At 59.2% G+C, this 26747-nt stretch carries 32 protein-coding genes; 22 read left to right on the plus strand and 10 right to left on the minus strand.

What is annotated here, in order from left to right; translation table 11 throughout:
• Nucleotides 1–23 precede the first annotated feature (23 nt).
• Entirely contained in the window at nucleotides 24–1619 is a 1596-nt protein-coding gene (locus B7X65_RS22485; protein ID WP_293596471.1) for an IS66 family transposase, read from the plus strand.
• Between the two features lie 577 nt (nucleotides 1620–2196).
• Here B7X65_RS22485 and B7X65_RS22490 read toward each other — a convergent pair.
• Nucleotides 2197–2514 (minus strand): hypothetical protein, encoded by a 318-nt coding sequence (locus tag B7X65_RS22490; RefSeq protein ID WP_293596472.1) that lies wholly within the window; start codon nucleotides 2512–2514, stop codon nucleotides 2197–2199.
• Nucleotides 2515–2703: 189 nt separating this feature from the next.
• Between B7X65_RS22490 and B7X65_RS22495 the strand changes: the two genes are divergently transcribed.
• From B7X65_RS22495 to B7X65_RS22560, 14 genes are all read left to right on the plus strand, one after another.
• The gene (locus B7X65_RS22495) at nucleotides 2704–3450 is read left to right on the plus strand and encodes a hypothetical protein (protein ID WP_141396377.1); all 747 of its coding nucleotides are present in this window, start codon (nucleotides 2704–2706) and stop codon (nucleotides 3448–3450) included.
• Nucleotides 3447–4040, plus strand: a complete 594-nt coding sequence (locus B7X65_RS22500; RefSeq protein WP_096670154.1) for a PIN domain-containing protein — start codon at nucleotides 3447–3449, stop codon at nucleotides 4038–4040. The genes B7X65_RS22495 and B7X65_RS22500 overlap by 4 nt, the downstream gene beginning before the upstream one ends.
• A 366-nt stretch (nucleotides 4041–4406) precedes the next feature.
• A complete protein-coding gene (locus tag B7X65_RS22505; RefSeq protein WP_293596473.1) occupies nucleotides 4407–4988 on the plus strand; it encodes a hypothetical protein in 582 nt (193 codons plus the stop codon).
• Nucleotides 4989–5203: 215 nt separating this feature from the next.
• Nucleotides 5204–5890, plus strand: a complete 687-nt coding sequence (locus B7X65_RS22510; protein ID WP_096670643.1) for a hypothetical protein — start codon at nucleotides 5204–5206, stop codon at nucleotides 5888–5890.
• Nucleotides 5891–6094: 204 nt separating this feature from the next.
• Nucleotides 6095–7000 carry a DNA/RNA non-specific endonuclease gene (locus tag B7X65_RS22515; protein ID WP_293596474.1) on the plus strand — a complete coding sequence of 302 codons (906 nt, stop codon included), beginning with the start codon at nucleotides 6095–6097 and terminating at the stop codon, nucleotides 6998–7000.
• 35 nt (nucleotides 7001–7035) lie between these two features.
• Nucleotides 7036–9168 carry an ATP-dependent DNA helicase DinG gene (gene dinG / locus B7X65_RS22520; RefSeq protein WP_293596475.1) on the plus strand — a complete coding sequence of 711 codons (2133 nt, stop codon included), beginning with the start codon at nucleotides 7036–7038 and terminating at the stop codon, nucleotides 9166–9168.
• A gap of 158 nt (nucleotides 9169–9326) precedes the next feature.
• Nucleotides 9327–10778, plus strand: coding sequence for a DUF1173 family protein (locus tag B7X65_RS22525; RefSeq protein ID WP_293596476.1), 1452 nt, complete (start codon nucleotides 9327–9329; stop codon nucleotides 10776–10778).
• 9 nt (nucleotides 10779–10787) lie between these two features.
• The gene (locus B7X65_RS22530) at nucleotides 10788–11333 is read left to right on the plus strand and encodes a polymer-forming cytoskeletal protein (protein WP_293596477.1); all 546 of its coding nucleotides are present in this window, start codon (nucleotides 10788–10790) and stop codon (nucleotides 11331–11333) included.
• Between the two features lie 29 nt (nucleotides 11334–11362).
• On the plus strand, nucleotides 11363–11770 hold the full coding sequence (locus B7X65_RS22535) for a polymer-forming cytoskeletal protein (protein ID WP_293596478.1): 408 nt from the start codon (nucleotides 11363–11365) through the stop codon (nucleotides 11768–11770).
• Between the two features lie 38 nt (nucleotides 11771–11808).
• A complete protein-coding gene (locus B7X65_RS22540) occupies nucleotides 11809–12006 on the plus strand; it encodes a hypothetical protein (RefSeq protein ID WP_096670653.1) in 198 nt (65 codons plus the stop codon).
• 264 nt (nucleotides 12007–12270) lie between these two features.
• A complete protein-coding gene (locus tag B7X65_RS22545; RefSeq protein ID WP_096697987.1) occupies nucleotides 12271–12570 on the plus strand; it encodes a hypothetical protein in 300 nt (99 codons plus the stop codon).
• A 176-nt stretch (nucleotides 12571–12746) separates the two neighbouring features.
• Nucleotides 12747–13097 (plus strand): hypothetical protein, encoded by a 351-nt coding sequence (locus B7X65_RS22550; RefSeq protein WP_096697960.1) that lies wholly within the window; start codon nucleotides 12747–12749, stop codon nucleotides 13095–13097.
• A gap of 115 nt (nucleotides 13098–13212) precedes the next feature.
• Complete coding sequence (locus tag B7X65_RS22555; protein ID WP_293596479.1) at nucleotides 13213–13992, plus strand: hypothetical protein; 780 nt, start codon at nucleotides 13213–13215, stop codon at nucleotides 13990–13992.
• A gap of 242 nt (nucleotides 13993–14234) precedes the next feature.
• Nucleotides 14235–16223 (plus strand): hypothetical protein, encoded by a 1989-nt coding sequence (locus B7X65_RS22560; protein WP_293596480.1) that lies wholly within the window; start codon nucleotides 14235–14237, stop codon nucleotides 16221–16223.
• A 178-nt stretch (nucleotides 16224–16401) separates the two neighbouring features.
• On the opposite strand, the gene B7X65_RS22565 is transcribed toward B7X65_RS22560, so the two are convergent.
• Complete coding sequence (locus B7X65_RS22565) at nucleotides 16402–16749, minus strand: hypothetical protein (RefSeq protein WP_293596481.1); 348 nt, start codon at nucleotides 16747–16749, stop codon at nucleotides 16402–16404.
• Nucleotides 16750–16982: 233 nt separating this feature from the next.
• Between B7X65_RS22565 and B7X65_RS22570 the strand changes: the two genes are divergently transcribed.
• Nucleotides 16983–17279 (plus strand): hypothetical protein, encoded by a 297-nt coding sequence (locus B7X65_RS22570; RefSeq protein WP_293596482.1) that lies wholly within the window; start codon nucleotides 16983–16985, stop codon nucleotides 17277–17279.
• A gap of 105 nt (nucleotides 17280–17384) precedes the next feature.
• Here the strand turns inward: B7X65_RS22570 and B7X65_RS22575 are convergent, their stop codons facing one another.
• Nucleotides 17385–17615 carry a hypothetical protein gene (locus B7X65_RS22575; RefSeq protein ID WP_293596483.1) on the minus strand — a complete coding sequence of 77 codons (231 nt, stop codon included), beginning with the start codon at nucleotides 17613–17615 and terminating at the stop codon, nucleotides 17385–17387.
• Nucleotides 17616–18681: 1066 nt separating this feature from the next.
• Between B7X65_RS22575 and B7X65_RS22580 the strand changes: the two genes are divergently transcribed.
• The 3 genes from B7X65_RS22580 to B7X65_RS22590 all read left to right on the plus strand — a co-directional run bounded on the left by B7X65_RS22580 (nucleotide 18682) and on the right by B7X65_RS22590 (nucleotide 19927).
• Entirely contained in the window at nucleotides 18682–18984 is a 303-nt protein-coding gene (locus tag B7X65_RS22580) for a hypothetical protein (RefSeq protein WP_293596484.1), read from the plus strand.
• Nucleotides 18985–19085: 101 nt separating this feature from the next.
• Entirely contained in the window at nucleotides 19086–19469 is a 384-nt protein-coding gene (locus B7X65_RS22585) for a hypothetical protein (RefSeq protein WP_293596485.1), read from the plus strand.
• Between the two features lie 71 nt (nucleotides 19470–19540).
• Nucleotides 19541–19927, plus strand: a complete 387-nt coding sequence (locus tag B7X65_RS22590) for a hypothetical protein (protein ID WP_293596486.1) — start codon at nucleotides 19541–19543, stop codon at nucleotides 19925–19927.
• Between the two features lie 91 nt (nucleotides 19928–20018).
• Here the strand turns inward: B7X65_RS22590 and B7X65_RS22595 are convergent, their stop codons facing one another.
• The 7 genes from B7X65_RS22595 to B7X65_RS22625 all read right to left on the minus strand — a co-directional run bounded on the left by B7X65_RS22595 (nucleotide 20019) and on the right by B7X65_RS22625 (nucleotide 24520).
• The gene (locus B7X65_RS22595) at nucleotides 20019–20273 is read right to left on the minus strand and encodes a hypothetical protein (protein WP_293596487.1); all 255 of its coding nucleotides are present in this window, start codon (nucleotides 20271–20273) and stop codon (nucleotides 20019–20021) included.
• A 146-nt stretch (nucleotides 20274–20419) separates the two neighbouring features.
• Nucleotides 20420–21652 (minus strand): site-specific DNA-methyltransferase, encoded by a 1233-nt coding sequence (locus B7X65_RS22600; protein WP_293596488.1) that lies wholly within the window; start codon nucleotides 21650–21652, stop codon nucleotides 20420–20422.
• A gap of 214 nt (nucleotides 21653–21866) precedes the next feature.
• The gene (locus B7X65_RS22605; RefSeq protein ID WP_293596489.1) at nucleotides 21867–22310 is read right to left on the minus strand and encodes a helix-turn-helix transcriptional regulator; all 444 of its coding nucleotides are present in this window, start codon (nucleotides 22308–22310) and stop codon (nucleotides 21867–21869) included.
• A 116-nt stretch (nucleotides 22311–22426) separates the two neighbouring features.
• Entirely contained in the window at nucleotides 22427–22645 is a 219-nt protein-coding gene (locus B7X65_RS22610) for a hypothetical protein (protein WP_293596490.1), read from the minus strand.
• 62 nt (nucleotides 22646–22707) lie between these two features.
• Nucleotides 22708–23145: a hypothetical protein gene (locus B7X65_RS22615; RefSeq protein ID WP_293596491.1), complete on the minus strand. Its 438-nt coding sequence runs from the start codon at nucleotides 23143–23145 to the stop codon at nucleotides 22708–22710.
• A 61-nt stretch (nucleotides 23146–23206) separates the two neighbouring features.
• Nucleotides 23207–23887: an SOS response-associated peptidase family protein gene (locus B7X65_RS22620; RefSeq protein WP_293596492.1), complete on the minus strand. Its 681-nt coding sequence runs from the start codon at nucleotides 23885–23887 to the stop codon at nucleotides 23207–23209.
• 348 nt (nucleotides 23888–24235) lie between these two features.
• The gene (locus B7X65_RS22625; protein ID WP_293596493.1) at nucleotides 24236–24520 is read right to left on the minus strand and encodes a hypothetical protein; all 285 of its coding nucleotides are present in this window, start codon (nucleotides 24518–24520) and stop codon (nucleotides 24236–24238) included.
• 233 nt (nucleotides 24521–24753) lie between these two features.
• On the opposite strand from B7X65_RS22625, the gene B7X65_RS22630 reads away from it, so the two are divergent.
• The 3 genes from B7X65_RS22630 to B7X65_RS22640 all read left to right on the plus strand — a co-directional run bounded on the left by B7X65_RS22630 (nucleotide 24754) and on the right by B7X65_RS22640 (nucleotide 25948).
• Nucleotides 24754–25065: a hypothetical protein gene (locus tag B7X65_RS22630; protein WP_293596494.1), complete on the plus strand. Its 312-nt coding sequence runs from the start codon at nucleotides 24754–24756 to the stop codon at nucleotides 25063–25065.
• 99 nt (nucleotides 25066–25164) lie between these two features.
• On the plus strand, nucleotides 25165–25485 hold the full coding sequence (locus B7X65_RS22635; RefSeq protein WP_293596495.1) for a hypothetical protein: 321 nt from the start codon (nucleotides 25165–25167) through the stop codon (nucleotides 25483–25485).
• A 70-nt stretch (nucleotides 25486–25555) separates the two neighbouring features.
• Nucleotides 25556–25948, plus strand: a complete 393-nt coding sequence (locus B7X65_RS22640; protein ID WP_293596496.1) for a hypothetical protein — start codon at nucleotides 25556–25558, stop codon at nucleotides 25946–25948.
• Nucleotides 25949–26747: the final 799 nt, after the last annotated feature.

Below are 26747 nucleotides of genomic sequence, written 5' to 3' on the forward strand. Positions count from 1 at the left end.
GCGCTGGGCTTGCACAATGGCGCATGCTCAACGTGCATGCAATCAAACCCGAGGACCTCAAGGCGCTGAGCGCGGGCGAGCTGGCCGCCATGGCGGCGCAGATGCTGGCGCACATCGGTGAGCAAAGCAAGCGCATCGACACCCAGGCGCAGGCCATCAAGTGGCGCGACGCGAAGATCGAAAGCATCACGTTTCAGCTGGCGCGGCTCAAAGCCTGGAAGTTCGGTGCCAAGACCGAGCGCATGAACGCCGAGCAGCGGGACATCTTCGAAGAAACCCTGGCGGCCGACCAGGCCAGTCTTGAAGCCCAACTGGCCGCTTTGCAGAACGGGGCCGGCACAAGTCGCAGCGCACCCGAGCAGCAACCCCGCCGCCAACCCAAGCGCGAACCCCTTGCAGCGCACCTGCCGCGCGTTGACCAGCGCGTAGAGCCCGAGGACACGAACTGCCCGACGCCCGAATGCGGCCAGCCGATGGTGCGCGTGGGCGAGGACATCAGCGAGCGGCTGGACATCATCCCGGCGCAGTTCTTTGTGCAGCGCCAGATTCGGGGCAAGTGGGCCTGCAAGTGTTGCCAGCTTCTGGTGCAGGAGCCGGCCGCGCCCCAGGTATTTGACAACGCGCTGCCAACGCCCGGCCTGCAGGCTCACACCGTCATCAGCCGCTTCGTGGATCACATCCCCTACTACCGGCAAGAGCAGATCAACGCGCGTACGGGCGTGCGCATCCCGCGCTCCACGCTGGCGGCCTGGGGCGGGCAGACCGGGGCGCAGTTGATGCCGCTTCATGAGGCGCACCGGGCCTTCGTGCTCGCCTCGCGGATCGTGCACGCCGACGAGACGCCGATCTCGTTGCTGGACCCGGGCGCGGGCAAGACCAAAAAGGCCTATATGTGGGCCTACGCGCGAGGCGCCTTCGAGCCCGAGCCGGGGGTGGTGTTTGACTTCTGCGCGGGGCGCGGGGGCAAATACCCCTGCGAGTTCCTGACGGGCTGGAGCGGTACGCTGGTGGTGGACGCCTACAGCGGATACGACGCTGCGCTCGCGCTCGATGGGCGCAGCACTGCCTATTGCCTGGCCCACGCCAGGAGGAAGTTTGACGAATTGGTCAAGGCCAACGCGAGTGTCGTGGCCGCGCAGGCGATCCAGCGCATCGCCTGGCTGTACCGGGTGGAGGCCGACGCCCGGGATCTGCCGGCCCAGCAGCGGCTGCAGATGAGGCAGGAGCGGTCCGGGTCGCTGTGGCAGGAGTTGCATCTGTGGCTCCAACTGGAGCGCACGCGGGTGCCTGATGGCAGCGCCATCGCCAAAGCGATTGACTACAGTCTGAACCACTGGGCGGGGCTGGGGCGGTTCTTGCTGGACGGCGCTGTGCCGATTGACAACAACTACGTGGAGAACCGGATTCGGCCCTGGGCGCTGGGGCGGCGCAATTGGCTGTTCATCGGCTCTCAGCTGGCCGGCGAGCGGGCAGCAGTGGTGATGAGCTTGCTGCAATCGGCCAAGCTCAACGGGCATGAGCCGTGGGCCTACCTGAAGGATGTGCTCACGCGACTGCCGACGCAGCTGAACAGCCGCATCGAGGAGATGCTGCCCCACAAGTGGAAGCCCGCTGACTGAAGCCAGGCCGCTTGCGCATCCGCGCCGCATCGACAAGCTCACCGCTCTCCCGGCCATCAACCCGGCGAGCGCGCAGACGCTCAGCCAACGCGCCGCCATCGCCATCGCCGCCCTGCACACCGCTTGAACCATGTTCGCCATGGACGCAATGCTGGGGCGATGACTGAGTCAACTCAAGATGCCACGGCCAGACGCTTACTATTCAACCAGTGGTACTCCGCGTTAGTTCAATTGGATCGTGCATTTCCAACCAAGTGCCCAAAAACCCGGCAACTCATTTCAACTGCAAAATTGGACATTTCCAACCCTAGATTGCAGATAGCCTTTTATACTGGGTTTGAATCCAGTACGACCACTATACCTGTGGTCTTATCAATCTACAACCACTACCTGTAGTGATTTTCTGTGGATAACTTTGTGCACAACCGGTGAATTACTCGGATAGTAAGTAACGACGCCATTTAGCACTCTACGAGACACACTGCCAATGTGGAAAAAGCTGTGATAAGGAAATCGAAAGTGGTTTTTTTTTGCCATCTATCCACAGAAAGCATTCGACGTTAATCGGATCTGATTGTTACAAAATGGGCACTCCCGTATTCGCCGTCTCCGCAGTGTCGAAATCGCAATGTTGCCTATGACCTGGTGTCGTGAACCTGAAGAACGACTGGCGGCTTATCTTGCCGGTCTTGGTCGCAACGGCTCCCCGCACGACCTCAGCCCCCGTCACAAAGCAGCTGGGGCACTGCAGATCGATACGTAGGTACGCTCGCCAATCTTCGGGAATGCCGTCTGCCGCGTTGTAGGGTTCCTCGAACTGCGCAGACATCTGCTTGAGGATCTGCTCGACATCACCCTCTCGCTCGCGCGATGTCGAATAAGCTGTAAGCGGCATGGGATCTCCCTTTAGCCTCGATCTTAGCTTTACTGAAAAATAGAAAGTGGTGATGACTTAAGTCGTTGATTTCAAATAAGAAATCGACCTCTCCTGGAGCTTTCGGGTGGTAGTGGGTCCTCAGCCCTTGTGAAAATTTGCGACAGCCGCTGCACTGGCAAGATGGTCAGGGCGAGTTACATTTAATGGATGGCCAAGCCTCGTTTCAACTTCATGCTGCGATTGCTCGATCGGAATCCTGATCGGGTACCGATGTCGCACCTGGGGGCCTACATTCAGGAGTTCGCCGCACTACTTGGCGAGGAGAACAAGCCGATATTCAAGGGCATCAAGAAGGCGAGCACCGGCTGCCTGGCTGAAGTGCCCGTCGAGCGGATGCACTACAGCCGCGCTCGCATCGTCCAAGCCAAGAACGACGAGAACAGCAAACCAGGGCGTCACTTGCGCGCGATCGAGGCCCTTATGGGCCGCGATGCGATCAAGGAAGCTCAGATTCTGGACGAAGTCGGCAACGTCATACACGTGATCTTCGGCATCATGCCTGAGGACAACCCCTCGGCCGATCGCCTGTACCAGGAGAGCACCGTCGATGGATGGGTGACCGGTCTGGTTGGCGCCGATGACTCGATGCACCTCTACGTTCGCGACCATTTCGACCGCGATCTGAGACTTGTCGTCCGCGACGAGGAACTGGCCAGGAACATCCTCACTCACTTCCGCTCGGGCACGGTGCGCCTGTGTGTGCGCGGCACTTGGTTGCGCACGGACAACGGCTGGTCGCCCGAGGCCAGCAAGTGCACCGTGCAGGGCTTCGAGCCCCTCGAGGACACGCCGTTCGGAGAAGTATTGGCAGCCGCGGCACGGGTGCCTGGCAACGGCTGGGCCGAAGCTGCAGACCCGATGGCCGACTGGGCGAACATCAGAGGCATCCATTGAAAACACTGCCAAAGGTCATCGTCGTCGACGCGAATTTCATCATCGCGTACTGCAGTAGCAAAACGACCCCCGATGACCGCGCACGGATCCAGCACTTCATCGAACGCGTGGAAAAAGCAAAGGCAAAAGTGGTGTTCCCGATGGTCGCCGTCGCCGAATTCCTTGTGGGCGCAGACTTAGCTGGCGTCGAATTTCTGAACACGCTGGACCGCAAGACGCACATCCAAATGGCCGACTTCAATCGTGCGGCCGCCTTCGAGCTGGCGCAGATCGACCGCGCAGCCATTGGCTCGGGTGACAAGAAGGACGAGTCGGAAGAGCCTTGGCAGAAAATCAAGACCGATCGCCAGATCGTGGCCATCGGAAAGGCTCAGGGCGCACAGCTCGTGATCAGCAACGACAAGAACGTTCGGAACAACGCCCTTCGCGTGAATATCCAAGCAATGAAGATTCAGGAATTGACGCTGCCCGAGAGCGCGCGCCAGATGCACCTTGTGCCCCCGCCGATCAAGAGCATTCCGAAGGCGAGAGCTAAGCCAACGCCATTGAAGGTGATCAAGCCGAGTTCTCGGCCGGTTCCGAAAGTGTAGAGCGCACGGCTGCTTTTCACCCGGAAGCTTTGTTTACGACTTTACCAAAGCATCAAGAATACAGACACTTCGCCAGACCCGCATGGATGCTAGAGCCGTGTTTACGACTGTAATTACCTGTTTACGACTTTAATTGTCCAGAATAGTTTCGCAAAGCTCGCCAAGCTGTGGAGGACCTTGGTAACGCTTAGTTTCCCCGGGGAAACCGCCGGTCACGCAGCTGCGCCAGGACACATACGCTGGCCCGCCTGCCAATCGCCTCGGGGAGCAGGAGGTGCTCAACAGGCCAGAACCCACTCGTTGCGCATCATCTTCAAGCTCCCGTCGATTCAATAATGGAAATCGAACATACCCGGAGCGCCCCACATGAAGACTCGACACGCCATCGCGGCCGTCCTTGCACTTTTCGCCTGCGCGACCTTCGCCCATGCCGATGCCCGATCGACCATGGAATACTTCTGTCCAGCCGACACGCCCGCCCCGGCATGGAAGAAGCAATGCTTCGACGGCCCGCCGAGCAAGCAACGGGTGACGGTATTCATTTCTCCGGCTGGTCAGGACAGCGGGCGTCCTGGCAACTTCTACATTGGCCTGCGGACCGACGGCAACGTCCGGGGCTTGTTCGACGGAAGCCAGTGGGTTGGGACCGAGGGCGGCCTGTTCCCGCCTGCTGCAACGGTCCAGGACCTCAACACCCAGTCGTTCGTGGTCATCCAGGATTTCCTGATCTGCGGCATGGCCGGCTATGGCAAACATGAACTGTGGGCCGGCTACGGGGCACTCGATGCAGAAAAGGAGGCCCTGGTGGAGAACTATCACCGCGCCGCCAACCCCAATCACACCCCGCAGTACATGAGGCAGGTCTACATGCAAAACGACATGACACGCGGCGAAAAGGCATGGAACGTCCTGAAGTTTGACTGCGAAAAGTTCGTCGACACGCCCTAAAGGCTCGTTCACCAGCAGCAGCTGGCCATCTGATCCAAGCCAAACACCGGTGCGGACGGCGTCAGGGCTCATAACCCCCAGCGCTTGCGCTCAACGCATAGGATTTGCACTGTTGAGCAGGACAGAACGCGCTTCTTCATCCAGACAATGACTGAGTGCACTCACATTCGGTCATTGCTGCCTCCGCGGACACGGCTCCGTCTCTCTCCAGCCCCATGGATGCCGAGGCAATTCCACTTGACGAGATAGCCGCCGCCGCCAAGGCCCCTGCATCGCCCCACTGGTATCCACTGCAGCCGAATCTGTGCGAGTTGATGCACATTGTTCCCGCGCAGAGTGCCGCGCTCGAACGCACAACCGTCCTCACCTGGGCCTACTTGAAAGCGGGTGGAATCTCCTTCGAAGAGCTGGTCGCCCGGGTGCCCGGCGGCGCGCACAAGACAACAAAGAAAAAGTACGTCCGCAGAGCACTGCGCGGGCTGGTCAAGATAGGGGCCGTCACTTTGTTCGTCCTCGCCAGTGATCAGCCACCAGATCTGCCGGCAGACGTTGATCGGGATGCGGAGGACGGCGAGACGCCCATCGGCAGGCGCACGGCCGCACACCTCACACGCGAGGGCATGACCTGGATGCGCAGGGCCTGGCATGCCCGATTCCTGAGCCTTGGCGGGCGTATGGGGAACCTTTCATGGATCCACAACGAGTACCTACAGGAGGAAGAAGAGGGCAAGGGCAACGAGGCCTACTGGATAGAGCGGATAGGCGGAGGCGACGGTTCGCAGCATTCTCCCCACGATGGCGAAATATCGACCCTCCTCGGCGGTGTAGCACTCTCGTCCATCTTCGACCTCCATCTTGTCCTGAACAAGCGCAAGCCCAGAGGCCGGTCGAGTTCCAAATAGGCCGGTCGTGCAGCCCCGCCGCGCGCCGCTCAAAGCTTGAAACGCACCCCCTTAGCTGATTGTCGTTAGCCGATCCAGCCTCAGCTATTCTTCCCCGCGCGGCACCTTGCGCGGTTGACAGCGCACCGGACAGTGAGAAGATAAACCGTGCAGATATATCTGCCAATTTTTACGGAGAGTCCCATGTCCCTTATCAAACTGGCCATGCTTGTGGCGCCCATGTTGGGCGTTTCAGCCCACGATGTCACCCAGGCCTTCACAGACACCCCGCGCCCTCGACCAGCCATCACCCGAAACGTCCAGGACACCGGCCATTTCGGCAACTGCAGGGATCAGTTTGCCTACGGCGAGCCCCCGGCCATCGCCAGCCCCGATCCCCGCGCACGGGCCTTGTGTTTCAACGGATTTGCCGTGCTTCACTCTGGCAAGACCAAAAATCCCGTCTATTCGGCCGAAGTTCTCTCGCGCCAGCGCATTCAGGATGCACGGAACCTGCAGCGCACAGACGCCTTCTACGAAGAGGCGCGGATTCCCTCCCGCGATCGGGCGTCACTGAACGACTTTCGAGGGAGCACCTATGCTCGGGGTCACCTTTCAGCTGCCGCTGACATGAACAACGCTGAGGCGATGGCCCAAAGCTTCAGCCTTGCGAACATCATCCCGCAAAACCAGGTGAATAACGCCAAGGCATGGGTCACCATCGAAAAGGCCACACGCCAATACGCACTGCGCGCGAAGGGCAACGTGTATGTCATCACCGGCCCAGCCTACCTGCGCAACCACTGCCCGTTCGTGAAGGAAGCCAAGGAAGTGCTGGCCGGTGCCGGCATTGCTGTGCCGACAAATCCGCAGGCTGTTGTAGCTGCGGCCGCCCGCCTTGCAGGCGCCCGGGTTCCATACCGATATGACGCGGTGGCCTGCACGATTGGCTCCGGTGTGGCCGTGCCCACCCACATTTTCAAGCTCGTGTACGACGCCAGCACCAATCGTGCATGGGCGCACTGGAGCGAGAATACAAGCCAAACCCGTGTGTATCCACCGATCAGTTACACCGAACTGGTGGAACTCACCGGAATCGAGTACCTCCCCGGGATAAAGCCCCAGCCCTGACTTGCGCAGCGGCCTTTCCATGCCAAGCTGATCAGATGAACCCGACCGCAAAAATCGCCTTTGAGGCCTACGAGACAGTACTCGGGGGCGACCCTGTGTTCAAGTCGCGGCCGGGGCAACGCGACATGGCGCGGCAGGTCGCCAAGACCTTCGCCTCGGGCACCCTCGGCGAGTCAGAAGCCCCGACACGCTCAATCGCGGTCATCCAGGCGGGCACGGGGGTCGGCAAGAGCCTTGCGGCCAGCGTCCCGGCCATCGCAGCGGCCATCCAGCGGAAAACGCGGGTGATTATCTCGACGGCAACGATAACCCTGCAGCAGCAGCTGGTCGAGAAGGACCTGCCGCGCTTTTCCGCGCTGATGGACAAGCCGTTCACCTTCATGCTCGCCAAGGGACGAAGCAACTACGTTTGCAAGGTCAAACTTGAGCGCTCAACAAGCGGGAAGGGCGGCGACCTGCATGGACTTTTCGACGACGAACCGGAGCAAGATCCATCAAAGGACCCCGGCCCCCCCACCGCCGCGAGCGAGAGCGCGATCGTCCTGCATCGCGAACTTGCGAGGGACCTGGCCAGCGGCAAGTGGGACGGTGAGAAGGATACGGTCGGAATCGCAGGGGCCGGCCTGAAATGGGAAACAGTTGCCGCCGATCGTCATACCTGCACCGGCCGGCGCTGCCCCATGTTCTCGGGCTGCACGTACTACGAGGCGCGCAAGCGCCTTGCCGATGTGGATGTGATCGTCGCGAACCATGCGCTGCTGCTGGCCTCCTTGGGTACCAAAGTGCTGCCGGACTTGAGCGACACGCTCCTCATAGTTGATGAAGGCCATGCCCTGGCCGAGGTAGCCAGCGGTCAATTCACCGCAGAAATGGACCTCACCAACCTCCGCTGGCTCGACCAGCTCGCGCAACGCGTCCAGAAAGTTGGAACCGCGATTCGCTATGACAGCACGGCGGAAGCAATAGAGCTCACACGCAGCGTAAAGCGGGCGCTCAACGAGCTGCAGGCGATCGGCATGGGACTCTTCCCTGTCGACCGGCCCGCAGGTCAGGATACGGTCCGCTTCGAGCATGGAGCCATTCCTGACTACCTTGAGCAACCGCTGCTCAATGTCCAGGCGACCGCCAACGCCCTTGCGAAACACATGACCGGGTTGGCCGATACCCTCAACACCCTGTTGAAGGAGTCCCCCGGTGACGCTGCACGCCTGACAACGATGTATTCAGCCTTGGGGGCGTTCGCTCCGCGCCTGGATGGCGCCCTGCAGGCCGCAACTCTTCTGCTCGAGCATGCGGAAGAACCCAACGCAAAATGGCTCTCATTCAGTGACGAAACGGGTTATGTCACTGTCAAGGCCCATGCAAGCCCCCTCAACCCCGGCAAGCACCTCGCCAAGGTCTTCTGGAGCCAGGTTCGGTCAGCCCTCATTACATCCGCGACATTGACCAGCTGCGGCTCCTTTGATTTCCTCCTCAATGAAATCGGCCTCAGGGATGATCCGGACGTGACCACTCTTTCTGTGGAAAGCCCGTTTGACTTCAAACGCCAGGGGCGCCTTGTTGTGGTCCGGACCAAAAGTTCAGCACGCGACATTGCGGAATACAACCGCGAGGTCATCGGCGAATTCCTGGTGGACGCGGCAGATGTGAAATCCGGCGCACTGGCGCTCTTCACTTCAAAGAAGCACATGCAACAAACCCACGAGAGCATGCCGGAATCGCTGGCGGCCAGGGTACTGGTTCAGGGCAGCATGTCCCGTTCGGCGCTTATCAGGGAGCACAAACGACGGGTGGACGCCGGCGAGCCCTCCCTCATCCTGGGCCTGCAATCCTTTGGGCAGGGCGTCGACCTCGCTGGAGCCTATTGCGAGACCCTCATGCTCGCAAAGCTCCCGTTCCAGCCACCCACTGATGCCATCGGGCAAGCCCGCGCCGAATGGCTGACCACCCAGGGGCGCGATTCGTTCAACGAATTGTCCGTACCGGCGACGGGGGTCAAGCTCAACCAGTGGGTCGGCCGACTCATTCGCACCGAGGAAGACACCGGCACGGTCATCTGCTATGACAAACGCCTGGTGGACACGGGCTACGGGAGACGGCTTCTCAGCGGCATGCCTCCGTTTCAGGTGATCATGCGCGCCAATGGCGAAGAGTCTCCCCGGGGCTAGCTCACTGCGCGCGCGATGCGCAGGGCCTGCGGCAGGCAAGTGACAGGCCCCCTGGACAGGGCGAAAGATGCTCAACAGGGCAGAAATGGCGTGTAGAAGGGCGCTGAATGCGAGAACCCGGCCACACAATGGGCCTGTGACTTCACCGGAGTTTTGCCGTGGCCACTGCCACACTTTCACACCTCACCGACAAGTCCGCGCAAGGCAGATTCATTGGCATCCTCATTGCCGGTGAGTTCTTTGACCACGCCAGACTCGGCAACCCCTCCCAAATCCTCGCTTTCCAGCACGCGCTGGATGACGCACGCAAGCGCTATGGCCACGCACTGTGCAAGTGCCGCCGCAGCCCACTGAAGTTGCAGGTCAGGCTGCGCGAAGGGAAGTACCACCTCGCCGTCTGGCCGGAGGAAGGTCACCTCCATGATTCCAACTGCATCTTTTTCAGAGACATTGGCCAGGCGATTGCCCCTGTCGAGACCCGTGGAGGGCTGCAGATCGCCGACGGGACGAAAGGGGTTGAACTGAGCTTCAGCTTTTTCCGAACAAACTATCCGGGTGCCTCTGGTAACCAGCTGCCCAGGGTCGAGCAACCGGGCGAGCGGGCCGACCAGCCGGAGGAGTTGAACCTCCGTACGCTTTTGAATTTGTTGTGGGCGGAAGCCAGTCTGAATCGTTGGCACCCGAAGTGGAATCGTGACTGGGGTCGTGCTCGCTATGAACTGGCCCAGGCGTCTGACCGGATCACCGTCCAGGGTGAGCCCCTGAGCCGGCACATGTTCATTCCCCGGCCGTACCGGGAAAACGCAAGGGACGAGCTCAACCGCGAGTTGGAGCGATTTGTGGCCGCTTTGGCGGTCCCTAGCGGTGGCCAGGTCAAGAGTGGGCTGCTGATCGCGCCGCTGCGCCGGATCACTGACCTTGAAGGTGGATCCAAAGCCCTGCATGTGCGCCATTTGCACAAGCCTATTGGGATCAATGCTGCTGTTTTTGACTTCCTCAATCGCAACTGCCGCACGCCGCTTCGGCGCGTCCTACAGGCAAGCGAGCTGGCAGCGCCGCGCCCTGCAGGATGGGTCGATGTTCGGCAGCCAGAAACCATCGCGTTCCTCCACGTTGAGACGACTTCGCGCGGGGGCTTGTGGGCCCGCGCGGCGTGGATCATGCCGACTCACCCCTCGGTGTTCATCCCTGCCAACAACACGGACGAAATACTTCTGATCGATGCGCTGATCCACGGCCATTACCAGTTCAGCCGGAACCTCTTCGCCGAACAGGCCAGCCTGCGCACAGCTCCTGACTGGATCCTGCGTCACGTCCTTGATCCCTATGGCCGGCCCGTGCCGCGCGCCGCCCTGGAGATCTTGCCAAAGGGCGCGGCGCCGGAATATGTGGGAGCCCGCTCGGCCCTGGCAGATGCGCTGGCCGGGCAGGGCGTGCCGCGCTGGGCCTGGCCGCCGGCAGGAAAGCAGATCGACCGGTGCGTCCCGCCCCTTCCGCCGTTGGATGACGGGGACCAGGCGAAGGCGAATGCAATCCTCGGCCGGATACGGGTCCACCTCGACGTTTTCTATGCCTACGGCTCGGGTCAACAGAGCCATACCCCCCAATAGGAGAGTCCCATGAATGATGAAACGCACGCCCAAACTTCGCCACTAGACGCAGCAGTCCAACCTGAGCAGGCCCAGCCTGAAATGGCCGCCGATGGAGCCGGCCCACTACGCGTGCTCGCCGCAGCGGCAGCAGCTCGTGCCGACACGTCCTTCCTCCGTGTGCCCCAACCCGCGCGCCAGTTCGGCACCGACGACTCCCTCGCGCCTGCAGCTGCTCGTCTGGCCCATGAGTGCGTGATCCCAACTGGCATGAAGTTCAAAGGGACTGCAGACCTTCCTTGCAACATGCGCATTCAGGGAGAGTTTGAAGGCAAGGTGACCGCCGCCGAAGGCTTCAGCATCACCGTCGAAGTAGCTGGCGTGCTGAGCGGCGAGTCACACGCGACAAACATCCGCATCGAAGGGAAGGCCGACGGGGTCATTGAAGCCAACGGAGGCCTCGCGAGTTTCGGCGCAAAAGCGACCTGCACGGGAGAGGTCCGCTACACCCGCCTGGCAATCGAGGAGGGCGCCGACGTTGAGGCGTCCATGAAGAAGGCAAAAGCGGCCGCCTGATCCCTACCCACCACAAAGGAATGCTCCAAATGATGAATCCCCCACAAGAACAAAACGCCGTCCGCATGCGCCTGGTCCCGCCAGGGAAGGTCGCGGGCGCCGTCAACGTCCTGCCAGCGGCGGCAACGATGAACGGCTCCCTTGAGGCCAGGTCTGACCTCTGCATCCGCATCGACGGCAACTACACCGGCAAGATCGACATGAAAGTCGGCGGCACGGTCCATATCAGCGTAGGCGCTGTAGTCGTCACCGACATGCTGGTTGCCGACTTCATCTACGTGGAAGGCACCGTCAAAGACGACTTGCACGCACGGCAGGCCGTCGAGCTGGCGGCCACCTCGATCGTCCACGGAAGCGTGCGCTACGACAAGCACCTCGACATTCACCCAGGCGCTCGCCTGACGGGCCAAATGAACGGCCCTGACGCTCAGCTCTGAAAACTTCGGACCAGACGTAGCCGAAAGAAGGTTCACCCGTGCTGATCGTCGTGATTATTCTTCTGGTGGCCTCCTTCGCGCTCAGGAGCAAGGTTGGCCTTTCCATAGTCCTCACGGTGGCCTTTCTCCTGCTTGCGATGCAGGTCGGCTATGGCAAAACTGACGGCCTTACTGCCGGCACGTGCTTCGCCGCGGCGGTGGTCGCTGCCATTGGACTCATTCGCCGTTTGCGTTGATCGCCGGGCACGGACTCATAAGCAACGGGACCGACACAGCCACACCCCGGAATCCCGGAAAATTCAGGCAGAAGCGCACCTGATCTGGGCCAAACTGGTCGCTCTCGGTTGACAGTGCCAACCCCCTCTGCTTAAATTAGATCGCTTTCGGATTTTCCGAATCCGCTGACAACTGTCAGCATTTATCCACCCCTTACGGGAACCATGCGTTCCCTTTGGGGACATTGCTTGGTTCTCCCGTTTTTCCCTTTAATGGAGATGAACATGTTGAGCCAAGTCTATGAATCAAAGTACGCAGGTTTTTGCGACCACATCGGTTACGTTTTGCAGTCGATGAGCGAAGAAGCCGGTAGCACTCTCAACAGTGCTGCAAAAAGCGGTGGCCCCGTTGCAGTGCAAGCACTGCTCGATGCCGTCATGGATGCCGGTCACCGTGCGGTGCTGGTGCAAGCTCTCAATTCACCCTCCATTTCTGGCTGGGTGCGTGAGAAACTTGAAGTGTTTTTGTATGGCGATCGCAAGCAGGTTCCTGCTCTGTTCCATCGCGTGCGCACATTCCACTGAAAGTAAACAAGAAATCGGGTTGAGTCGCTTCGGCGGCTCAACCCTTTTTCGTTTCTGCATTCCCTAGTTCACCTTGACCGGGCAACACGTTCCCGTCGAGGGAAGGGTGCCGTTCATCGTTTACCAACTCAAAACGACATGAATCCCAAGAAATTCCCCTGGATGGCTCCCTGAGCATGGCCATCACTTTCACGCAGTACGTTGACTCACGACTTCACGATGCACGCCCGCGCGAGCTGCTCAGCCTGCTTAAAAGGCGTGTCGAGCTGATCGACGGAGCCCTACAGGCTCTACCCACGGTCGAGTTCGGCCACGATGCACCAAGCCGCATCAAATGGGACGCCAACACCTATCAGTGGCGCGTTACCTACTGGGTGATCAAGCGCACTCGAAGGCAAACCTGGAAAGCGATCTACGCTGCGATCGACATGATCCAGCCTGTCCTCTACACAGAAATCCAAACTGCCGTCGCTGCCAATTTAATCGCACTCCACAAGTCGGGCGCGACAACGTTTCAAGCCCGCTAGTCGACCTCGGGCTGCTCGCGCAGCAGCCCTTCGACCCGCAGGCCCGACCTACCAGAACCAGACCCTCCCTCACATGCCAAACGGCGATTGGGCGGGCGAAAACCAAGGATAAAACATGGCAAAAATCATCACCGTCCAGCTTTTGCTGGCATCGGACTCCGAAATTGAAATCGAATCCTTCGTCAAGAATGAGCTCGAGCAATTGATCGCCGCCACGAAGGGCATGATCATCGACGGCAAGGTTGCCGGCGCAAGCGCCGAACCGAGCCCGGACGTGCTGGAAGCACTCCGCACCGGAAACTACACCCAGGGCAAAGCGTTTGACCATGAAAATGGCAGCGCGCGCCGGCTGCTGATCATGGACGGCGACGTGTCGCCTTACATCATTGGGCCCTTTGACTCGGAGGATTTGCGGCTTGAAGCCGCACGCGTCCACCGGGCCGTAAATGGCGACCGTGACGGCATCTACATGCTCGACGTGCCTCGCGGCATCGACCCGTTTGTGGACGCCTTCTCTGGAGCTGACCTGGAGGGAGGAGCAGATCCCTTGACGGCGTATGTCATCGGGGAGCTTACGGCCGGCAGGACTCCGATCACCCGTCTTGCGCTCGACGGGGCCCCCTACTGGCTCTTCTATCAGGGCGACGAGGTGCTGGTGAACAACACGATGCTCGCCTCGATTGAAAAGGGGCTGGGCACGGAACTGGTCCGCGTCGTTTCGACCATGCAGTCTGCCTTCATGACCCGGGTACAAGCGAAAAGCTCCTTCACCGAAAAGGACTGGGCAAAGGCCAGCAAGAAAGGATCGACGACTGAAACTTTCGAAGCCTGGGCCGAAACCATGGCATCGAACCTCCCGACAGCAAAAGACGTTCTGTCCGGGATCGTTGACTAAAAATTGAAAACCGCTTGCCACTTCAGGCAGGCGGTTTTTTTTTGCCCGCGCGGCAGGGGAAACAGGCCGCCACCGTTTGCGGCCAACCCCCGCCAGGTGTAGGATTCACCCCGTTATTGGTGCATACCAGTTCCGCTGACCTCCGTGCCAGCCTCATACTTTTCGGCCCTTGCGGCCTTCACCCATCGGGAACCAACCTTCCCGATGGGATGTGTGGTTCCCATTTTTTTTGGAAACCTCACATGACAACAACTACCACCCTCGCAACCGCCCCCGCTCAGATCCCCGAGCAGAGCGTCGTCGCCGGCGTGAACGAGAAGAAGCTCTTCTCTACGATGAAGCACCTTTTTGCCACCAGCTTTTCGCTGGTCGGTGAGTTGATGCAGAACGCCAGGCGATCCGGCGCAACGCAGATCCTGTTCAACTTTGATCCAGAGGCGAAAACGCTGGAAGTCATCGATGACGGATGCGGCATCAGCGATTTCGGCAAATTGCTCGCGCTGTGCGACAGTGGCTGGGATGAGAAGGTCACGCTGGCGGATTCTCCGTACGGCATGGGCCTCTTCTCGTTGCACTTCGCCTGCTCACGGGCAACATTCCGTTCCAACGGTTTGAAGCTGCAAACCAGCCTGGACGACATCGTCAACAAGCGCCAGCTCGTGGCGGTGATCGACAACGATCCCGTGCGCCTCGGAACCGTCCTCCAGCTTGAAGGCCTCAGCAAGGACCTCCTTGGGAAAAGCATCGGGCCTCATTTCGGTCGCTCAACGGCCAACGCGAGCTCCCGCATGGAGGCATGCATCATCGAGCTGGCCATGGGCTTCCCCATCGATGTGCAATTCAATGGCGTCTCGGTCCCCCGACCGCACGCCCTTGAGAACTTGCAAACTGTTCTCACACCAGTTGGTCAGGTTCACATTGCGCACATCATGGCTCGCGACCACGACAAGAACGTGCGAGGCGATGAACTTGACGTGGTAGCCGGCAGAGCCTTGTATCTCCAGGGCCTGCCTATCCAGGTCAAGAACGAAATATATGCTCAGACAGTTGTGCATCTCGACAGCCAGCGCTTCGCCGCGATCATGCCGGACCGAAAGGCTCTGTACAACGCGGCCGACCAGCTCGAGGAGCTGCGTGTTACGTTGCGCACTCTCGTGCAGCAGTTCCTGGTCGAACAAAAGGCTTCGCTGCCGGCAGAGACGTTTGTCGCGAAGTACTGGACCGCGTGCCTTCGGCACGATGTGCCTACGCTGCTCAATGACATTCCGCTGCTCCCCAGGCAAATCATTTCGACAATCGAAACGCTTGCGGCGGACAGTGAAAGTCGTTTGGGCTATTTGCCCCGTGAGACGGAATTCATCAGCTGGAAGCAAATCCTGAACGGCGAATTCAAGGTCTGGCGGGACGTTCCTTCCTACCTCGGCAACTCTGAAGGTGAGCAGGCCGGCGCGCTTTGGCGGGTGATGCAGCTTGAAAATGTGGTCGAGGTCGATACCAACGGCCTTGATGCAGGACACTGGATCTTTGAAGCTACGCCATCGGCGGTCGACTTCAAGGTGGCAATCACCCACTCGGGGATCATCGCGAGCGATTCGACGTACTTTGATGACAGCGCCGTTGATGTACACCTGGTGAAATCAGTGCAGGTGGTGGTCACGTCCACCACAGACCCGAGCTTTGAAATTGCGACGGCCGTCGACAGAGGCTGGATCCTGGAAGAAGTGGGTCACGACAGCTCAGGCGAAGTCACTCAGTTCAAGTGTTTTGTGACGGAGTCGGGGTCCTCCTGGGACTTCCCGGGAACCTTGCTGTCCAGCTACCGCGACGAACATGAGGTCTACCGCGAAGAATGGGAGGACGATGCACGGAAATCGTGGCGCTCAGTTGTCGCGGGACTCAAGGGCGCAAGCCTGGCAGACCAGCTTGCGGCGGCGCTTCCGGACGTCCGAATGTCACTCGGCAACCACAACCTTGGGCAGATGGCATTGATCTATGGGGCGGCTGATGGGTCGGACCCATCCGTCCAGAATGTATCGCCGCAGATGGAGATCGTCGACCTGAACGCCCCGGAATTCTGGCTGGCGCTGGCCAACCTTTTGGCCACCGCTGCCGGCGGATCACCAGAGGATCTCAAAAAGGCGTTTCTGACTGCTGCCGGCTCGCTGGTACCTGGTGCCGGCCTCATGGCGAACTCGTCGACCGAGACACGGATTCAAGGCTCCACGTCCTGAAGTCCCCATATCGGCCTTTCTGGCCAGAAATACCCCCAGCCCGCGGCTGGGGGATTTTCATCAACACAGAAATCCGGAAGGCCGGCTCGGAGGTCTTCGATGACTTCTTAGTGGTGCAACTTTAAGACTGACAAAAAAAAAGCCCCGACTTCCGGGGCTTTTTTTTGCCTTCGAAGGCCTATCGTGAAGGAACGAGGGACAGACCTGGGCCGGCAGGCGTAGCTGCCTCAAAGGTGGCCAGCTGCTCATCATTGAGCCAGGTGCCAGTCGTCTTCAAGGCCGCGAGCCTCCTCTTGTCCTCCGGGAAATTGACTTCGTTGTTCGGACCGAACTTCATCTTCTCGGTGGCCAGCGCATAAACACCGCCCATCCCATCTGTATTTTCGATCTCGTGCCGGACCTTCGCCAGTTCGCAGATCGCATTAAATTCAGCCGGCGTGCGCGGGCGCCACGGTGCCCAGTTCATGCGCTGAAAAGCCTGCCACTCCTGGTCCGACATCCGAATTCGACCATCAACCAACATCATCTCGCTCTCCTGATCCCTCCACTTCGGAGGTTTGAATATCAGATTATCACCAGTGAATGCACTGTCAATGAGGTCCGACTCCAATCTGTTGTGCACGCGCGAAAGCAGCCATAAAATTGCACTGTTTTCGCATTCTTGCGACTTCGCGCACAGACAAACCGTTTCGTGCGCCTTTACCAACCCACTGGGGATCTTCCCAGCGGGGCATGGTCCTCTTTTTTTTTGGAGGATCCATGCAAATCACAATGAAATCGTCATCCTGCGCGCCCACGAACTGGGTGGCGCAACTGATGAACTTCGGCATCAAGGCCACGAGGCGCCCGTCGGTATTCGGGCGTACTGCGCATGTCTTCAAACTCCAGGGGGAGGCTGTTGAACTGCTGCAGGATCCGCAACAGACCGTGAGCTCGGTCGTTGAAACGCTGACTCAGACCCAAAAGCGCATCGTGGACGCGCTGATCGCGTGCGATGTGGTCGTGAATGCTCCACAAGTTCCGAAACGCAAAGTGCGGGGCTACTGTGGGCATTGAAAGTGGTGTGCATCTTGGCTTCCAAGAGCAGATCAGCACTGGCCTCACGGCCAGTGCATCCCGAAAAGCGCGCAGTCTTCGGACGCGCGCTTTTTTTTTGGGCTACTAGCCAGGAGAGGGGGAGGCGGGGTGCACGTCGCGAGGCTTGAACATGATGACAACCTGCACCTGACTGGCACCAACCCGGGCCCCGGTCACATACTCGGCCCAGCCCTTTTCGACAGAACGGGCCACCAGGCCATCGAGCTCGTCTGTGGTGTCGCTTTCGAACTCCAGAAAGCGATGCGGCTTGCCCCGGAAGTTCGCCTCGACAATTTCATGTACTTTCCAGGCCATTGCAGGGCCTCAGCGCCATCTGATTCGTAGGTGAGCAGCGAAGGTCGTCCAGCACGCCGCGCAGCGCCACCGGCCTGCTGATGTCTCTACCCCGCCCGTCTCAGGCCTGGTGGACTTGCATGGACCGTAGCAAAGGCGATATCGACCCGAATTCAGATCAAAGGTGCCCGGCAGATCCGCCGGCGCATGGCGCGCGGCTGCCGTAGAGGCAATGGAAGGTAATGGCATGGGTGGACGTGTGAAAACGCGGTGAAAGAAGGGGGGAGAGGAGGGCGGTGAAAAATTGGGCGAAAAAAAACGGAGGTCCTTGATGGACCCCCGTTTCCTGTGTAAATGCAGATTTCGACACTAGCCTGAGGCTACCGCGAGTTCGAGACCAGAGGCTTGCGCCCTTGCTTTCGCACGCTGGTAGAGCGGCGTTTGACTCACCGGAGAGTTCCGCATGGCACGGAGCCACTTGCAGTCATAGAACTCTCCAATCTGGAATCTGGGCAAGTCGCCCTTTTTGAACTCTTGTTGAAAAGCGCAAAAAGGAGGACTCGCCCAGCCCGCAAGGAGCTTCATGACTGCCGATTTCTCGGCACGGCGTTTTGGAGAGTCCCTCAAGGTGTGAACCCAAAGATGACCAAAGCGTCGAGAAGCCGTTGCCAAACACCGTGGTGTTCAGCTGCAAATCCATCGGGTTAGCGATGTCGGAGATTCAGCAAGCTGAAAATCCTAAGTAAGGCGTACACAAGGCACGCGAGTGATGCAAGCATCAAACAAGCTTTTAGTTTACGCGAACAATGGGCGATTGCAAAGGATCCGGCTCACCGGCGAGGGCCCCTCGACGTTCAACGGGCCAATACCTGCGCGTTGAAGCAAATGCTTATGAGTAATGCGCAGGGTGTGCCCATCAGGCGCGGCCGGCCGCCATCGTTTGCGGCGGTAACGGCCGCATGGCAAAATTCCACTGCTTTCGCAACCTTGCGAATCCGCGTGCAGAAACCTTTTCCAGCACGTCTTCATAAACCCACGGGAATTCAAGTCCCGAGGGACATGGATTTCCCTCATCACCAGGAAATTCATGCAAATCCACCTCACCGTGCCCATTACGGTCCACACCGCGAAGAAGCGCAAGCTCGAGTTGTTGCCGGTTATTCAGGACATCCCGCGCCCAAGCGACGACGCCAATTTGTTGGGTCGCTTTCTCAAGCCCGGCGGAGTTCAGGTTCCGCTCGTGCCAGGACAAAGCACGCTCATTCAGAGCTACATGCTCCGGAACAAGACGGAAGCGCTGAGCGAAGACGGCATCGTTGCCTTCACTCTGCAGGGCGACACGCTCATTGAATGCCTCCACGAAGTGGGCATGACGCCAACCGAAGCCTAACTGGGCAGGGGCACCGCCCCGGCTCAAACGGAAACCAACCAAACCCATGCGGGCCCGCCCGCATGGGCGCTCCGCATGACACTTACGAAAAGTGAATGCAAATGAAAAAAATCGAACCTGGAACTGTCCCCACTGAAGTGGCACCGGACAGCAGCAGCGGCGTCAAAAATGCGATTGTGATTTTTATTGAAGGCCAGCAGGTTTCACATCGCTTTACCACCCAAACGGAGGGTACCGCGTACCTCGAGGGGGTCCCAGAAACCTCCGAGGCAGCATCGTTGATGATCCTCGACAGTGACATACCGGCAGAATTGCTGCTCAAAACTTCCCCAGTGCTGCAGGAACGCCTGCAGGAAGCAAAGCGCAAACTCACGGCATTCCTGAAGCTCAAGGAAACACTGGATCGCCATGGCGTGCCGAAGGATCGCGCGCTCCGTGGCGCGATTCACAAGGCCTTCAGGGAACTGACGGCAAGTGGCGACTGAGCATGGAGACGCTGCAGGTCGACACGACCCGCTGCTGCACAAGGGTGCACGCACAACTGTGCCTGGTCACCATGAACGAGCAGCTGCACAAGCGCCGCGGCCACTGGTTCGCAGTCCAATCGCAGGCTCACTCACACGTGGCATTCACAACCTGCGATTCATTGAACCTTTGGCTCGAAGAGCGAGCAATCGCCCTGACGCAGGTGATCCCCGAAATGGGCACCTTCAGCTATCAAATGCTGCTTGGCGCGTACAAAACATGCCACTGGCGATGCCTGGACGGATTCGAGTCCCTCAAGGCTCACGCCCAGGAAGCGCGCGTTTTGTCCCACGGCACATACACGCTGGGTTTGATCACTAAAGACGATTCGGGTATCACGGTCGTGAACTCGCTTGATCCCAGTGTGCCCGGCCGCCAGACCTTCGACTCCCAGGAGTCTGCCGGCCGGTACCGGTGACGGATGTGATCAGAACAAATAGCCATTCCAATGCAAAGAGCCCTCCCCGCAACGCGCGGGGAGGGCTCTTTTTTTTGATTTCGACTTTTCGTCAGACTTCCGCGAAGCGCGAATTGGCCACAGTGGAGATCCGCGCCAACAGCTTCTTCACGAAGTTCTGTGTGATCGGCTCTGGAGGTGTGAGCGGCTCAGCGGTCAGGACTGGGTAGTCCGCTTCTGAATCCCACTTGGAAGCCGTACGCCGGGTAAGGGCCTTGCGTGCAAATTCGAGAGCAGCCTCGCTGTTTGGAGCAACGGAGATGCCAACTTGTTTGCCGTCGGCGATGATTTTGAAGACTTGGTTCACGTTCAATCTTTCTGTAGAGAGACGGGAACCGACCCTGACGGGAGGACCCCGTCAAGGTAAGGTAAGGCTGGTTCTGGACCAGCGTACTGGCAAAAGCCAAGTGATCGAAGTTTAACCACCGGGCGCCGCCCGTCAATCGATTGGAGTCAGCTCTCCCACTCCGGCAGGAGGTGGGCATCGCTGTACCCAGCGAAGCCCATGAACCTGCGCCGCGCACCCTCTACATATTGAAGCATCCGCTCTGAAGCCAACCACCTGCGCCCTGTCAACTCAGCGGCCAGAGGGCCGGTGAACCAGCCAGCGAAGTTGTCGACCATCGTGTCGCCGGGACGAGTGAGATATTCGATCAGGAACTTGGCCAGCGCCAGCGGAAAGGTGGCACCGTGCACTGGCAACCCCTGTTCCTTCGCGAATCTGCGCACCTCCGTCTGGCTGTGGCAACGGCCGCCGAACTGCAGGACGTTCCGTGGAATTCTGCCTTCTGTCGGCGCCCCAAACGAGCCCGGATAGATCTTGTTCGCACCGTCACCATAGACGCCTGTTCGATTCTCCCCGCCCTTGGCGATCAACTTGAGGTGGCGTTCTGTGTGCGGCTGCAGCACGCGCTGATTTGAAGCGAACATCCTTGAAGGGTCATTGGAAAAAATGTAAATTGGCTCATAGCCGGTGTTTAGCAACACTCGTTCTTTGCTTGCCCAGGCGATTGGCCCTGGCGCTTTGGAAGCGTTGGACCATACCAGGGAATCGACTTTGTACAGACCAAGTTTTTCGTGCAGGGCAATTACAACCCTCTCCGGGGTCAAGGAGCGAGCCGGCAGACCTTTTAGGAATACATCCTGAGTTATGTTCAGCGCGATCGTCCCGCCAGCCACGAGGTTTTTGACAATGGGTTCCATGGCTCTGCAGATGAAATCCACATACAGGCTCTCGGCGATTCCCCCGTATGCCCTCGGCCGGTCGATGCAATAGGGCGGGGAGGTAAGGCAACAGTGAATGGGTTCATTGAAACCTTTGAACACGTCCGCGCAGTCCCCCCACAGTGCAAGCCCGAGCTTTGTGGAAAAGCCGAGAAGGACGGTCCGCCTTGGTGCCGGCGTCAGCTCGCCACGGGCCTTCGCAGTGGACCGCCACACCCCGCGTTCGCCCGGTACCTTTTCGAGCAACCCGAGCGCGCGGAGTGAATGTTGGGCCCACCGGATTTTTCTGGTGACCGGATTGTGGAGGGCTCGATCCTTCCCGGTCGGCACCCTCTCAAGCAGGGCGCCCTCGGGGATCACCTTGTCGATGGAAAGAGACTTGTAGAGTTGGTCATTTCGGAGGGGTTCTCCTCGGCTGTACGCGGCCATCAGCGGCTTGAAGAGATCTTGCTGCAGGTTCATTTCAGTTGTACTGGCCCTGTCGGCTCGGGCATTAGCTGTGGTTGGGAACAACCATCCAGACTAAGGTAGCCCACTGTTCGCCTGCGTCAAGCCCGCCGCCGCAGACCTTCCCCTCGACATCGGTCAGGTGTCGTGTCTCGGTCTACAGAACTTGCGTTTGGGGATGCCTGGCCATCGCATACCCGCCCAATTGGAGCCAGCTGGGAGTTCGCGCCTATGCAGACAGTGAGGCCAGCTTCTCGGCCGCTTCTGTTTTGCTCATCCGTCGCAGAGCGGCGATCGCCGGCATGTTGGAGGCCCTGGGCCGTGTCTTGGCCTCTTCCCATTTGTACACCGACTGATTGGAGACGCCAAGCAAAAGGCCCAACTCCGTTGCAGAGAGGCCGAGGCGCTTGCGCTGGGCAGCGAACCCCTTTGCGCTGTACCGGTGGACCGTTGGTCCATCATCAGCATCATCAGCGGCGGGCGGCACGCTCTTCGGGCTACGTTTCGCCGAACCCTTCACGAGCTTTTCTAGTTCGAGAACGCGGCGCTTTAACGCTGCGACATCGGTCCGGTGCTGTGAGGATGCCTTTTTCAGTTGTGAGTTTTGGGCGCGGGCTTCTTTCCGGGCAACCCGTGTGATTTCACTTTTTAAAACAACAGCTAGGCTAGTCATGACAGGGGGGCGTCGGCATTGCTGCCTAGGCGTCAGTGAAGGACTGGCCATTGTAGGATGCCGCTCTGCCAGTTTGACCCCGTGTATTTGCAAGCTACCCGTTGTGCCAGTTCTGCCTACGCAAGATCAATCAAAAGGTCGGCGGCTTCGCTGATGCGCATGTTCGAATAGGAGCTCACAGTCGCGGGGTCAGAGGCCATTGCAATTGCCTTCTTCGGCACGCGCAACCCTATTGCCTTCATCGCCTTGAGCTCTTTTACCAGCGCCTCGGAAAAATCAAGCTGAAGGGTTGCGGCGGCGGCCGCGTCGGTGGATTCATGGGTTTGGGTATTCATGCACCCAAGATATTCCACAAAAACATTTGCGCAAGGGGTACCTTCGCGCTTCCTGCGTCAACCTACACCTCGCCGCGCGGCTGCTCCTCAACATCGCGATCGTCGTCCATCGGATCAAAGCCTGAGCGTTGGGCGGCGGCGACCCTTGCCAGGTCCCGGCGGTGAGGCTTCGTGCGCGGGGCGAGCACGGCTGGCTGTCCCGGAAATTTGCATAGCCAGCGCTGGCGCGCCGAGGTAGAGCGTGCTTTGAGGCTGTCGCCACGCTGGATCACCTGAGTGCCTTCGATCAACATGCCCTTTTCGTCGATCTTGATCACCTGGGCATAGATCATCACTGGCAGCACGTAGGAGCCGTCTGGCTTCATCAGCTGGGCCATGAGGGTGCTGTCGCCGCGCCGCTTGCTCAGCACCAGCTCACCGCGGGCAGGGCCTATTTTCAGAACCTCAACCGGGTCCATCAGGCCGCCGCTGTCGATCAGGCGGTAGACATCGAACATCATGCGGAATACTGGTTAAATGTACAGTATTGCAGTATAGTGCGAGCAAGAGGCGCGCGGGAGGCTAGAGCGGTATCTCGACCTGTTTGGTGGGATCTGCCGCCCCGTGGTGGAAGACTTCCATGGAGGGGAGTTGGATGAGCTGATCTGCCTGCGCCACCGTGCCATTCAGCCATTGGTCCCAGTGCTCGCGCTCCAGCGGAACCACGGCACGTTTGTCTGCCTTGTCGTCTGCCGTTGTAGGGCCAGGTCGATGCATTGCCCTTAGAAGAGGATGCCCGTCACAATTTTGGGTTATTAGCGAGAAGGAAAGCTCAAGTTCGCCAGTGGCCGGATCCGTCCATTCAGACCAAATGCCAGCCAACGCCCAAGGATCGCCATCAGCCCGAGAAAACCGCCACCAAATGTTCTTGCCAGTTCCCCAATACGGCTCATCAAAGCTCTCTGCCGGCACAAGGCAGCGCTGCCCCCGCTTCCATGGCCCGCGAAAGGTCCATGCAGTTGCCAGGCGCTCACGCCGGGCGTTGTTCGTGCTCATTGGCCGGCCGTCCTCGGTCATCGGTTTTCGTGTCGGGGAGTGTGGCGGAATCAACCCCCACTGCCCAACCTGCGCCACGGGTGCCGTCGTCACGAACGGACCGGCCTTGAGGGGCGCGACCAATGGCAGGTACGGCTGTACAGGCGCGCCGACCTGGAACTTCATGCTGATTCGGGCCCCAGTCGGCGCCATGTAGAGATTGCACATGGCATCACTTTAGCGCCGGACGGGAGCGCTGCCAAATTCTGGTCTTCAACGGTGGCGCCCCTGCTGCCATGTTTCTAAAATCCACACCTAAGGTGTCACACCGCGAAGGTATTTCATGCTGGTTCGCTTTTACATCACACTCTCACTGGCCGTTGCAGCATTCAGCGCGGTAGGCATCCTCGCACCTGGGGTTGGCGAGTTGCTTTTAGGAATTCTGATCTGCGGACTGGCTCTGATCGCAGCGCTCCTTTTCTACGTTTTGGGGAAAAACTCGCCGACCCCAATCGCCCCTCAAGCATCCCGATGCGAACCTTGGCCAGATGCTGTTGTCCCGGAGGGCCTGCAAATTCACGACTTCCTACGGGTCCCGCCTCCCACCGGACTGGCGTTCTCGTCCTCACCGGCCGCTAATGGACCGCGTTTCTGATCGTCTACCAAGTTCAAGAGCGCTGCAGATCCAAGATCAAAAGCCTCCCGCCAGCTACGCACTGGCTCCTCGGCCGCGGCAAGATCTTCCCACGTCGCCGCGTCCTCCTTGCTCTCAATAAGGACCCAGTAGAAGTCCCCTGGATCGGGCTCGTCGACAAAAACGCCAATGCGCCGCAAATGCATAGTGCCCATGATGTATTCCATCCATTTGACTAAATTAAGTGTGGAGGATACCTAACCAGCCTCAGTGCAGGTAGGGCTCATCGGCGCATTCGCATGTAGGTGCGATCTGGCGCATGCCAAAAGCGTGCCCTGGCCTTGCGCAGCGCTGTGGGCGGAGGCAGTCGGGCAGGCAAGGATTCCCGAATTGAAACTTGACAGGTCGAACTAACCCTTTAGGCTGAAAGCTCACCAATCAACACGGTAAAAAAATTGCCATGGCAAAGAAGAAAACCCTTCCAATTCGCCCGACCGAACTGCTCCGGCACCGCGCCAGGGCCCTCGGGTGTGTCCTGGCCAGCGTCGGAGACTATGAGCAGCTGGCCGGGATTGACCTCGCATCGCTTTCCGAGCGCCAAACGCTGTGGGGCAAGTTCCGCCACCTTTTCTATGGGCCAGCTGACGAGTTGTTCAACGCCGTCATGGACTACTGCTCGACAATTGCCCTTCAACGCCTCGATGCAGGTGAGTTTTGCCTTCTACCCGCATACTGGCACCTACCGGGAAAGGAACTCGGCATGGGAGCCTGACGCGCCGAGACGTTCTCATCGAAGAATAGCGAACCACCGCATCGGTAAATCCACTGCAGCCGATGCTAGTATTAATTACAAAACCCGAAACTAAAGACTATGAAAAACACCTCACGCACATTCACCTTCGCAAGGGCCGGTATGGTGGTCGCGCTGGCGGCCACAGCCGCATCACTGGCGGTCGCTCAAGCTGGCGGAATGACATTCGCTGACTTTGAAAAGGGACTGCGCTCCAGCCGCGACCCCGGGTGCTTCGCTGATGTGATCGTCGGAGCAAAGCTCGACAAGCGTGGCGCTGTGCTCGTGACCTCCAAAAAGTACAAACCGGTTATCGCTTCTCCAAAACTCGTGGGCGGCGCCACCCCGGCTCAACTCCAATCCTTGATCGGGATGAAGGTCTGCAATGGCGGCGAGCCCTGATACGACATCGAGGGCTACCCGGCGGGCAGAGTCCCGCCTTCGGTCGCAAATTTGATAGGGCACGAATTTCATGAGCAAAACAGAACTGAGTCAGTCCGTTTACAACACGGTTGTCATTCGTACATGGATGGTCCCGGGTCCAGGTGGAGACGATAGCAACCCGCGCATTCTTTCCAGTTATTCAATTCATGGCGCGCCGCCTGTCGAAATGACGGGCGATGGCATGGAGACCCAGGAAGGCGCCGCCCTGGCAGCCATCAATGTCGTTCAGCGATTTCTACACGAGCAGGAGTGGAAGCGGATCTTCGAGGACACCGTTGTCGAACTGTCAGAAGGCAAAGTCGATCACTACCTTGCTAGACACTGGGCAAGTGAAGGGAGCGACGGGCAGGGCGAGCGGGATCCTGCCGAGGCCGCCAAGGAAAAGCTTGAACAATGGAGGCAGTCCACGTCAGGCCAATGATGATGGCAGCAGGGATAGTTGGCACGCCTGCTTCAGCCGCCCGCGTCTAGCCCGCCGATAGGAACGCACGCGGCTATAAGTTGCAGGGAACCCACCTATAGCTCCGATTGGCGAGGTCAAGGGTCAACACGATCTTGCCCTTCGGGGGCACCCCAGCAGCTTCAAGCTCATCGGCAAGGCGCCCAATCTGTCCGGAAGCCTGAATCCGAATGCGCAAGCCGGGGTCGTTCTCGCTCAAAAACGTCCCAGTGGTTCGAGCCGCAGACCTTGAAGGTGCATAGACCGCTCGATGGCGCCCTGGCCCTGAAGTGGTTTGGGTGACCTCAAAAGAAATCACGCTGTCTGAATGCTCAGTGACAGCACGTCCGCCGGCGATACCAGTTACTGGCAACGGGAATTCATATTGCTGGCCATCCTTCCAGACCGCCTGAATGTGCATGCGCTGCCCTCTGAACGCATAGATCCCGTAAGAGGGCTGATAGATGTAGCTACACGTTTTGAGGTACACCCCAAAGGAGGGTCGGCAGGGATTCATGTAAAAACCCGCAGAAACGGGCTTAAGTCCCTGTCGCTGTTGACTTTTTTGATTCCGCCGGCGAGCAGACGTCGGAGAAAGCGGGATATAAGCGCGCTTATGGCGGCTAAAATCGCCACTGAGGCCTCGGCCTCCCCGCTTCCCTCCCTGAGCGGGCCTGGACTATCACTACTGTCCGGTTAAAAGTTGAACAAAATCAATTGGTTAGTGTCGGTTGGTAGTTCGGTTCCAGAGTTATCGGGCTGCAAGGCGCATGAAAGCTGG

The sequence above is a fragment of the Polaromonas sp. 39-63-25 genome (genome assembly GCF_002278925.1).
In the GTDB taxonomy this organism is placed as follows: Bacteria; Pseudomonadota; Gammaproteobacteria; order Burkholderiales; family Burkholderiaceae_C; genus Polaromonas.

Coding starts and splice junctions, on each gene's coding strand:
- B7X65_RS22600 (WP_293596488.1), bottom strand. CDS start 21,652: ATGAACCTGCAGCAAGATCTCTTCAAGCCGCTGATGGCCGCGTACAGC.
- B7X65_RS22585 (WP_293596485.1), top strand. CDS start 19,086: ATGAAAAAAATCGAACCTGGAACTGTCCCCACTGAAGTGGCACCGGAC.
- B7X65_RS22635 (WP_293596495.1), top strand. CDS start 25,165: ATGAAAAACACCTCACGCACATTCACCTTCGCAAGGGCCGGTATGGTG.
- dinG (WP_293596475.1), top strand. CDS start 7,036: ATGAACCCGACCGCAAAAATCGCCTTTGAGGCCTACGAGACAGTACTC.
- B7X65_RS22510 (WP_096670643.1), top strand. CDS start 5,204: ATGGATGCCGAGGCAATTCCACTTGACGAGATAGCCGCCGCCGCCAAG.
- B7X65_RS22640 (WP_293596496.1), top strand. CDS start 25,556: ATGAGCAAAACAGAACTGAGTCAGTCCGTTTACAACACGGTTGTCATT.
- B7X65_RS22575 (WP_293596483.1), bottom strand. CDS start 17,615: ATGGCCTGGAAAGTACATGAAATTGTCGAGGCGAACTTCCGGGGCAAG.
- B7X65_RS22630 (WP_293596494.1), top strand. CDS start 24,754: ATGGCAAAGAAGAAAACCCTTCCAATTCGCCCGACCGAACTGCTCCGG.
- B7X65_RS22505 (WP_293596473.1), top strand. CDS start 4,407: ATGAAGACTCGACACGCCATCGCGGCCGTCCTTGCACTTTTCGCCTGC.
- B7X65_RS22535 (WP_293596478.1), top strand. CDS start 11,363: ATGATGAATCCCCCACAAGAACAAAACGCCGTCCGCATGCGCCTGGTC.
- B7X65_RS22620 (WP_293596492.1), bottom strand. CDS start 23,887: ATGTGCAATCTCTACATGGCGCCGACTGGGGCCCGAATCAGCATGAAG.
- B7X65_RS22490 (WP_293596472.1), bottom strand. CDS start 2,514: ATGCCGCTTACAGCTTATTCGACATCGCGCGAGCGAGAGGGTGATGTC.
- B7X65_RS22530 (WP_293596477.1), top strand. CDS start 10,788: ATGAATGATGAAACGCACGCCCAAACTTCGCCACTAGACGCAGCAGTC.
- B7X65_RS22605 (WP_293596489.1), bottom strand. CDS start 22,310: ATGACTAGCCTAGCTGTTGTTTTAAAAAGTGAAATCACACGGGTTGCC.
- B7X65_RS22515 (WP_293596474.1), top strand. CDS start 6,095: ATGCTTGTGGCGCCCATGTTGGGCGTTTCAGCCCACGATGTCACCCAG.
- B7X65_RS22545 (WP_096697987.1), top strand. CDS start 12,271: ATGTTGAGCCAAGTCTATGAATCAAAGTACGCAGGTTTTTGCGACCAC.
- B7X65_RS22580 (WP_293596484.1), top strand. CDS start 18,682: ATGCAAATCCACCTCACCGTGCCCATTACGGTCCACACCGCGAAGAAG.
- B7X65_RS22485 (WP_293596471.1), top strand. CDS start 24: ATGCTCAACGTGCATGCAATCAAACCCGAGGACCTCAAGGCGCTGAGC.
- B7X65_RS22495 (WP_141396377.1), top strand. CDS start 2,704: ATGGCCAAGCCTCGTTTCAACTTCATGCTGCGATTGCTCGATCGGAAT.
- B7X65_RS22570 (WP_293596482.1), top strand. CDS start 16,983: ATGCAAATCACAATGAAATCGTCATCCTGCGCGCCCACGAACTGGGTG.
- B7X65_RS22590 (WP_293596486.1), top strand. CDS start 19,541: ATGAACGAGCAGCTGCACAAGCGCCGCGGCCACTGGTTCGCAGTCCAA.
- B7X65_RS22555 (WP_293596479.1), top strand. CDS start 13,213: ATGGCAAAAATCATCACCGTCCAGCTTTTGCTGGCATCGGACTCCGAA.
- B7X65_RS22625 (WP_293596493.1), bottom strand. CDS start 24,520: ATGGAATACATCATGGGCACTATGCATTTGCGGCGCATTGGCGTTTTT.
- B7X65_RS22565 (WP_293596481.1), bottom strand. CDS start 16,749: ATGATGTTGGTTGATGGTCGAATTCGGATGTCGGACCAGGAGTGGCAG.
- B7X65_RS22615 (WP_293596491.1), bottom strand. CDS start 23,145: ATGATGTTCGATGTCTACCGCCTGATCGACAGCGGCGGCCTGATGGAC.
- B7X65_RS22560 (WP_293596480.1), top strand. CDS start 14,235: ATGACAACAACTACCACCCTCGCAACCGCCCCCGCTCAGATCCCCGAG.
- B7X65_RS22550 (WP_096697960.1), top strand. CDS start 12,747: ATGGCCATCACTTTCACGCAGTACGTTGACTCACGACTTCACGATGCA.
- B7X65_RS22610 (WP_293596490.1), bottom strand. CDS start 22,645: ATGAATACCCAAACCCATGAATCCACCGACGCGGCCGCCGCCGCAACC.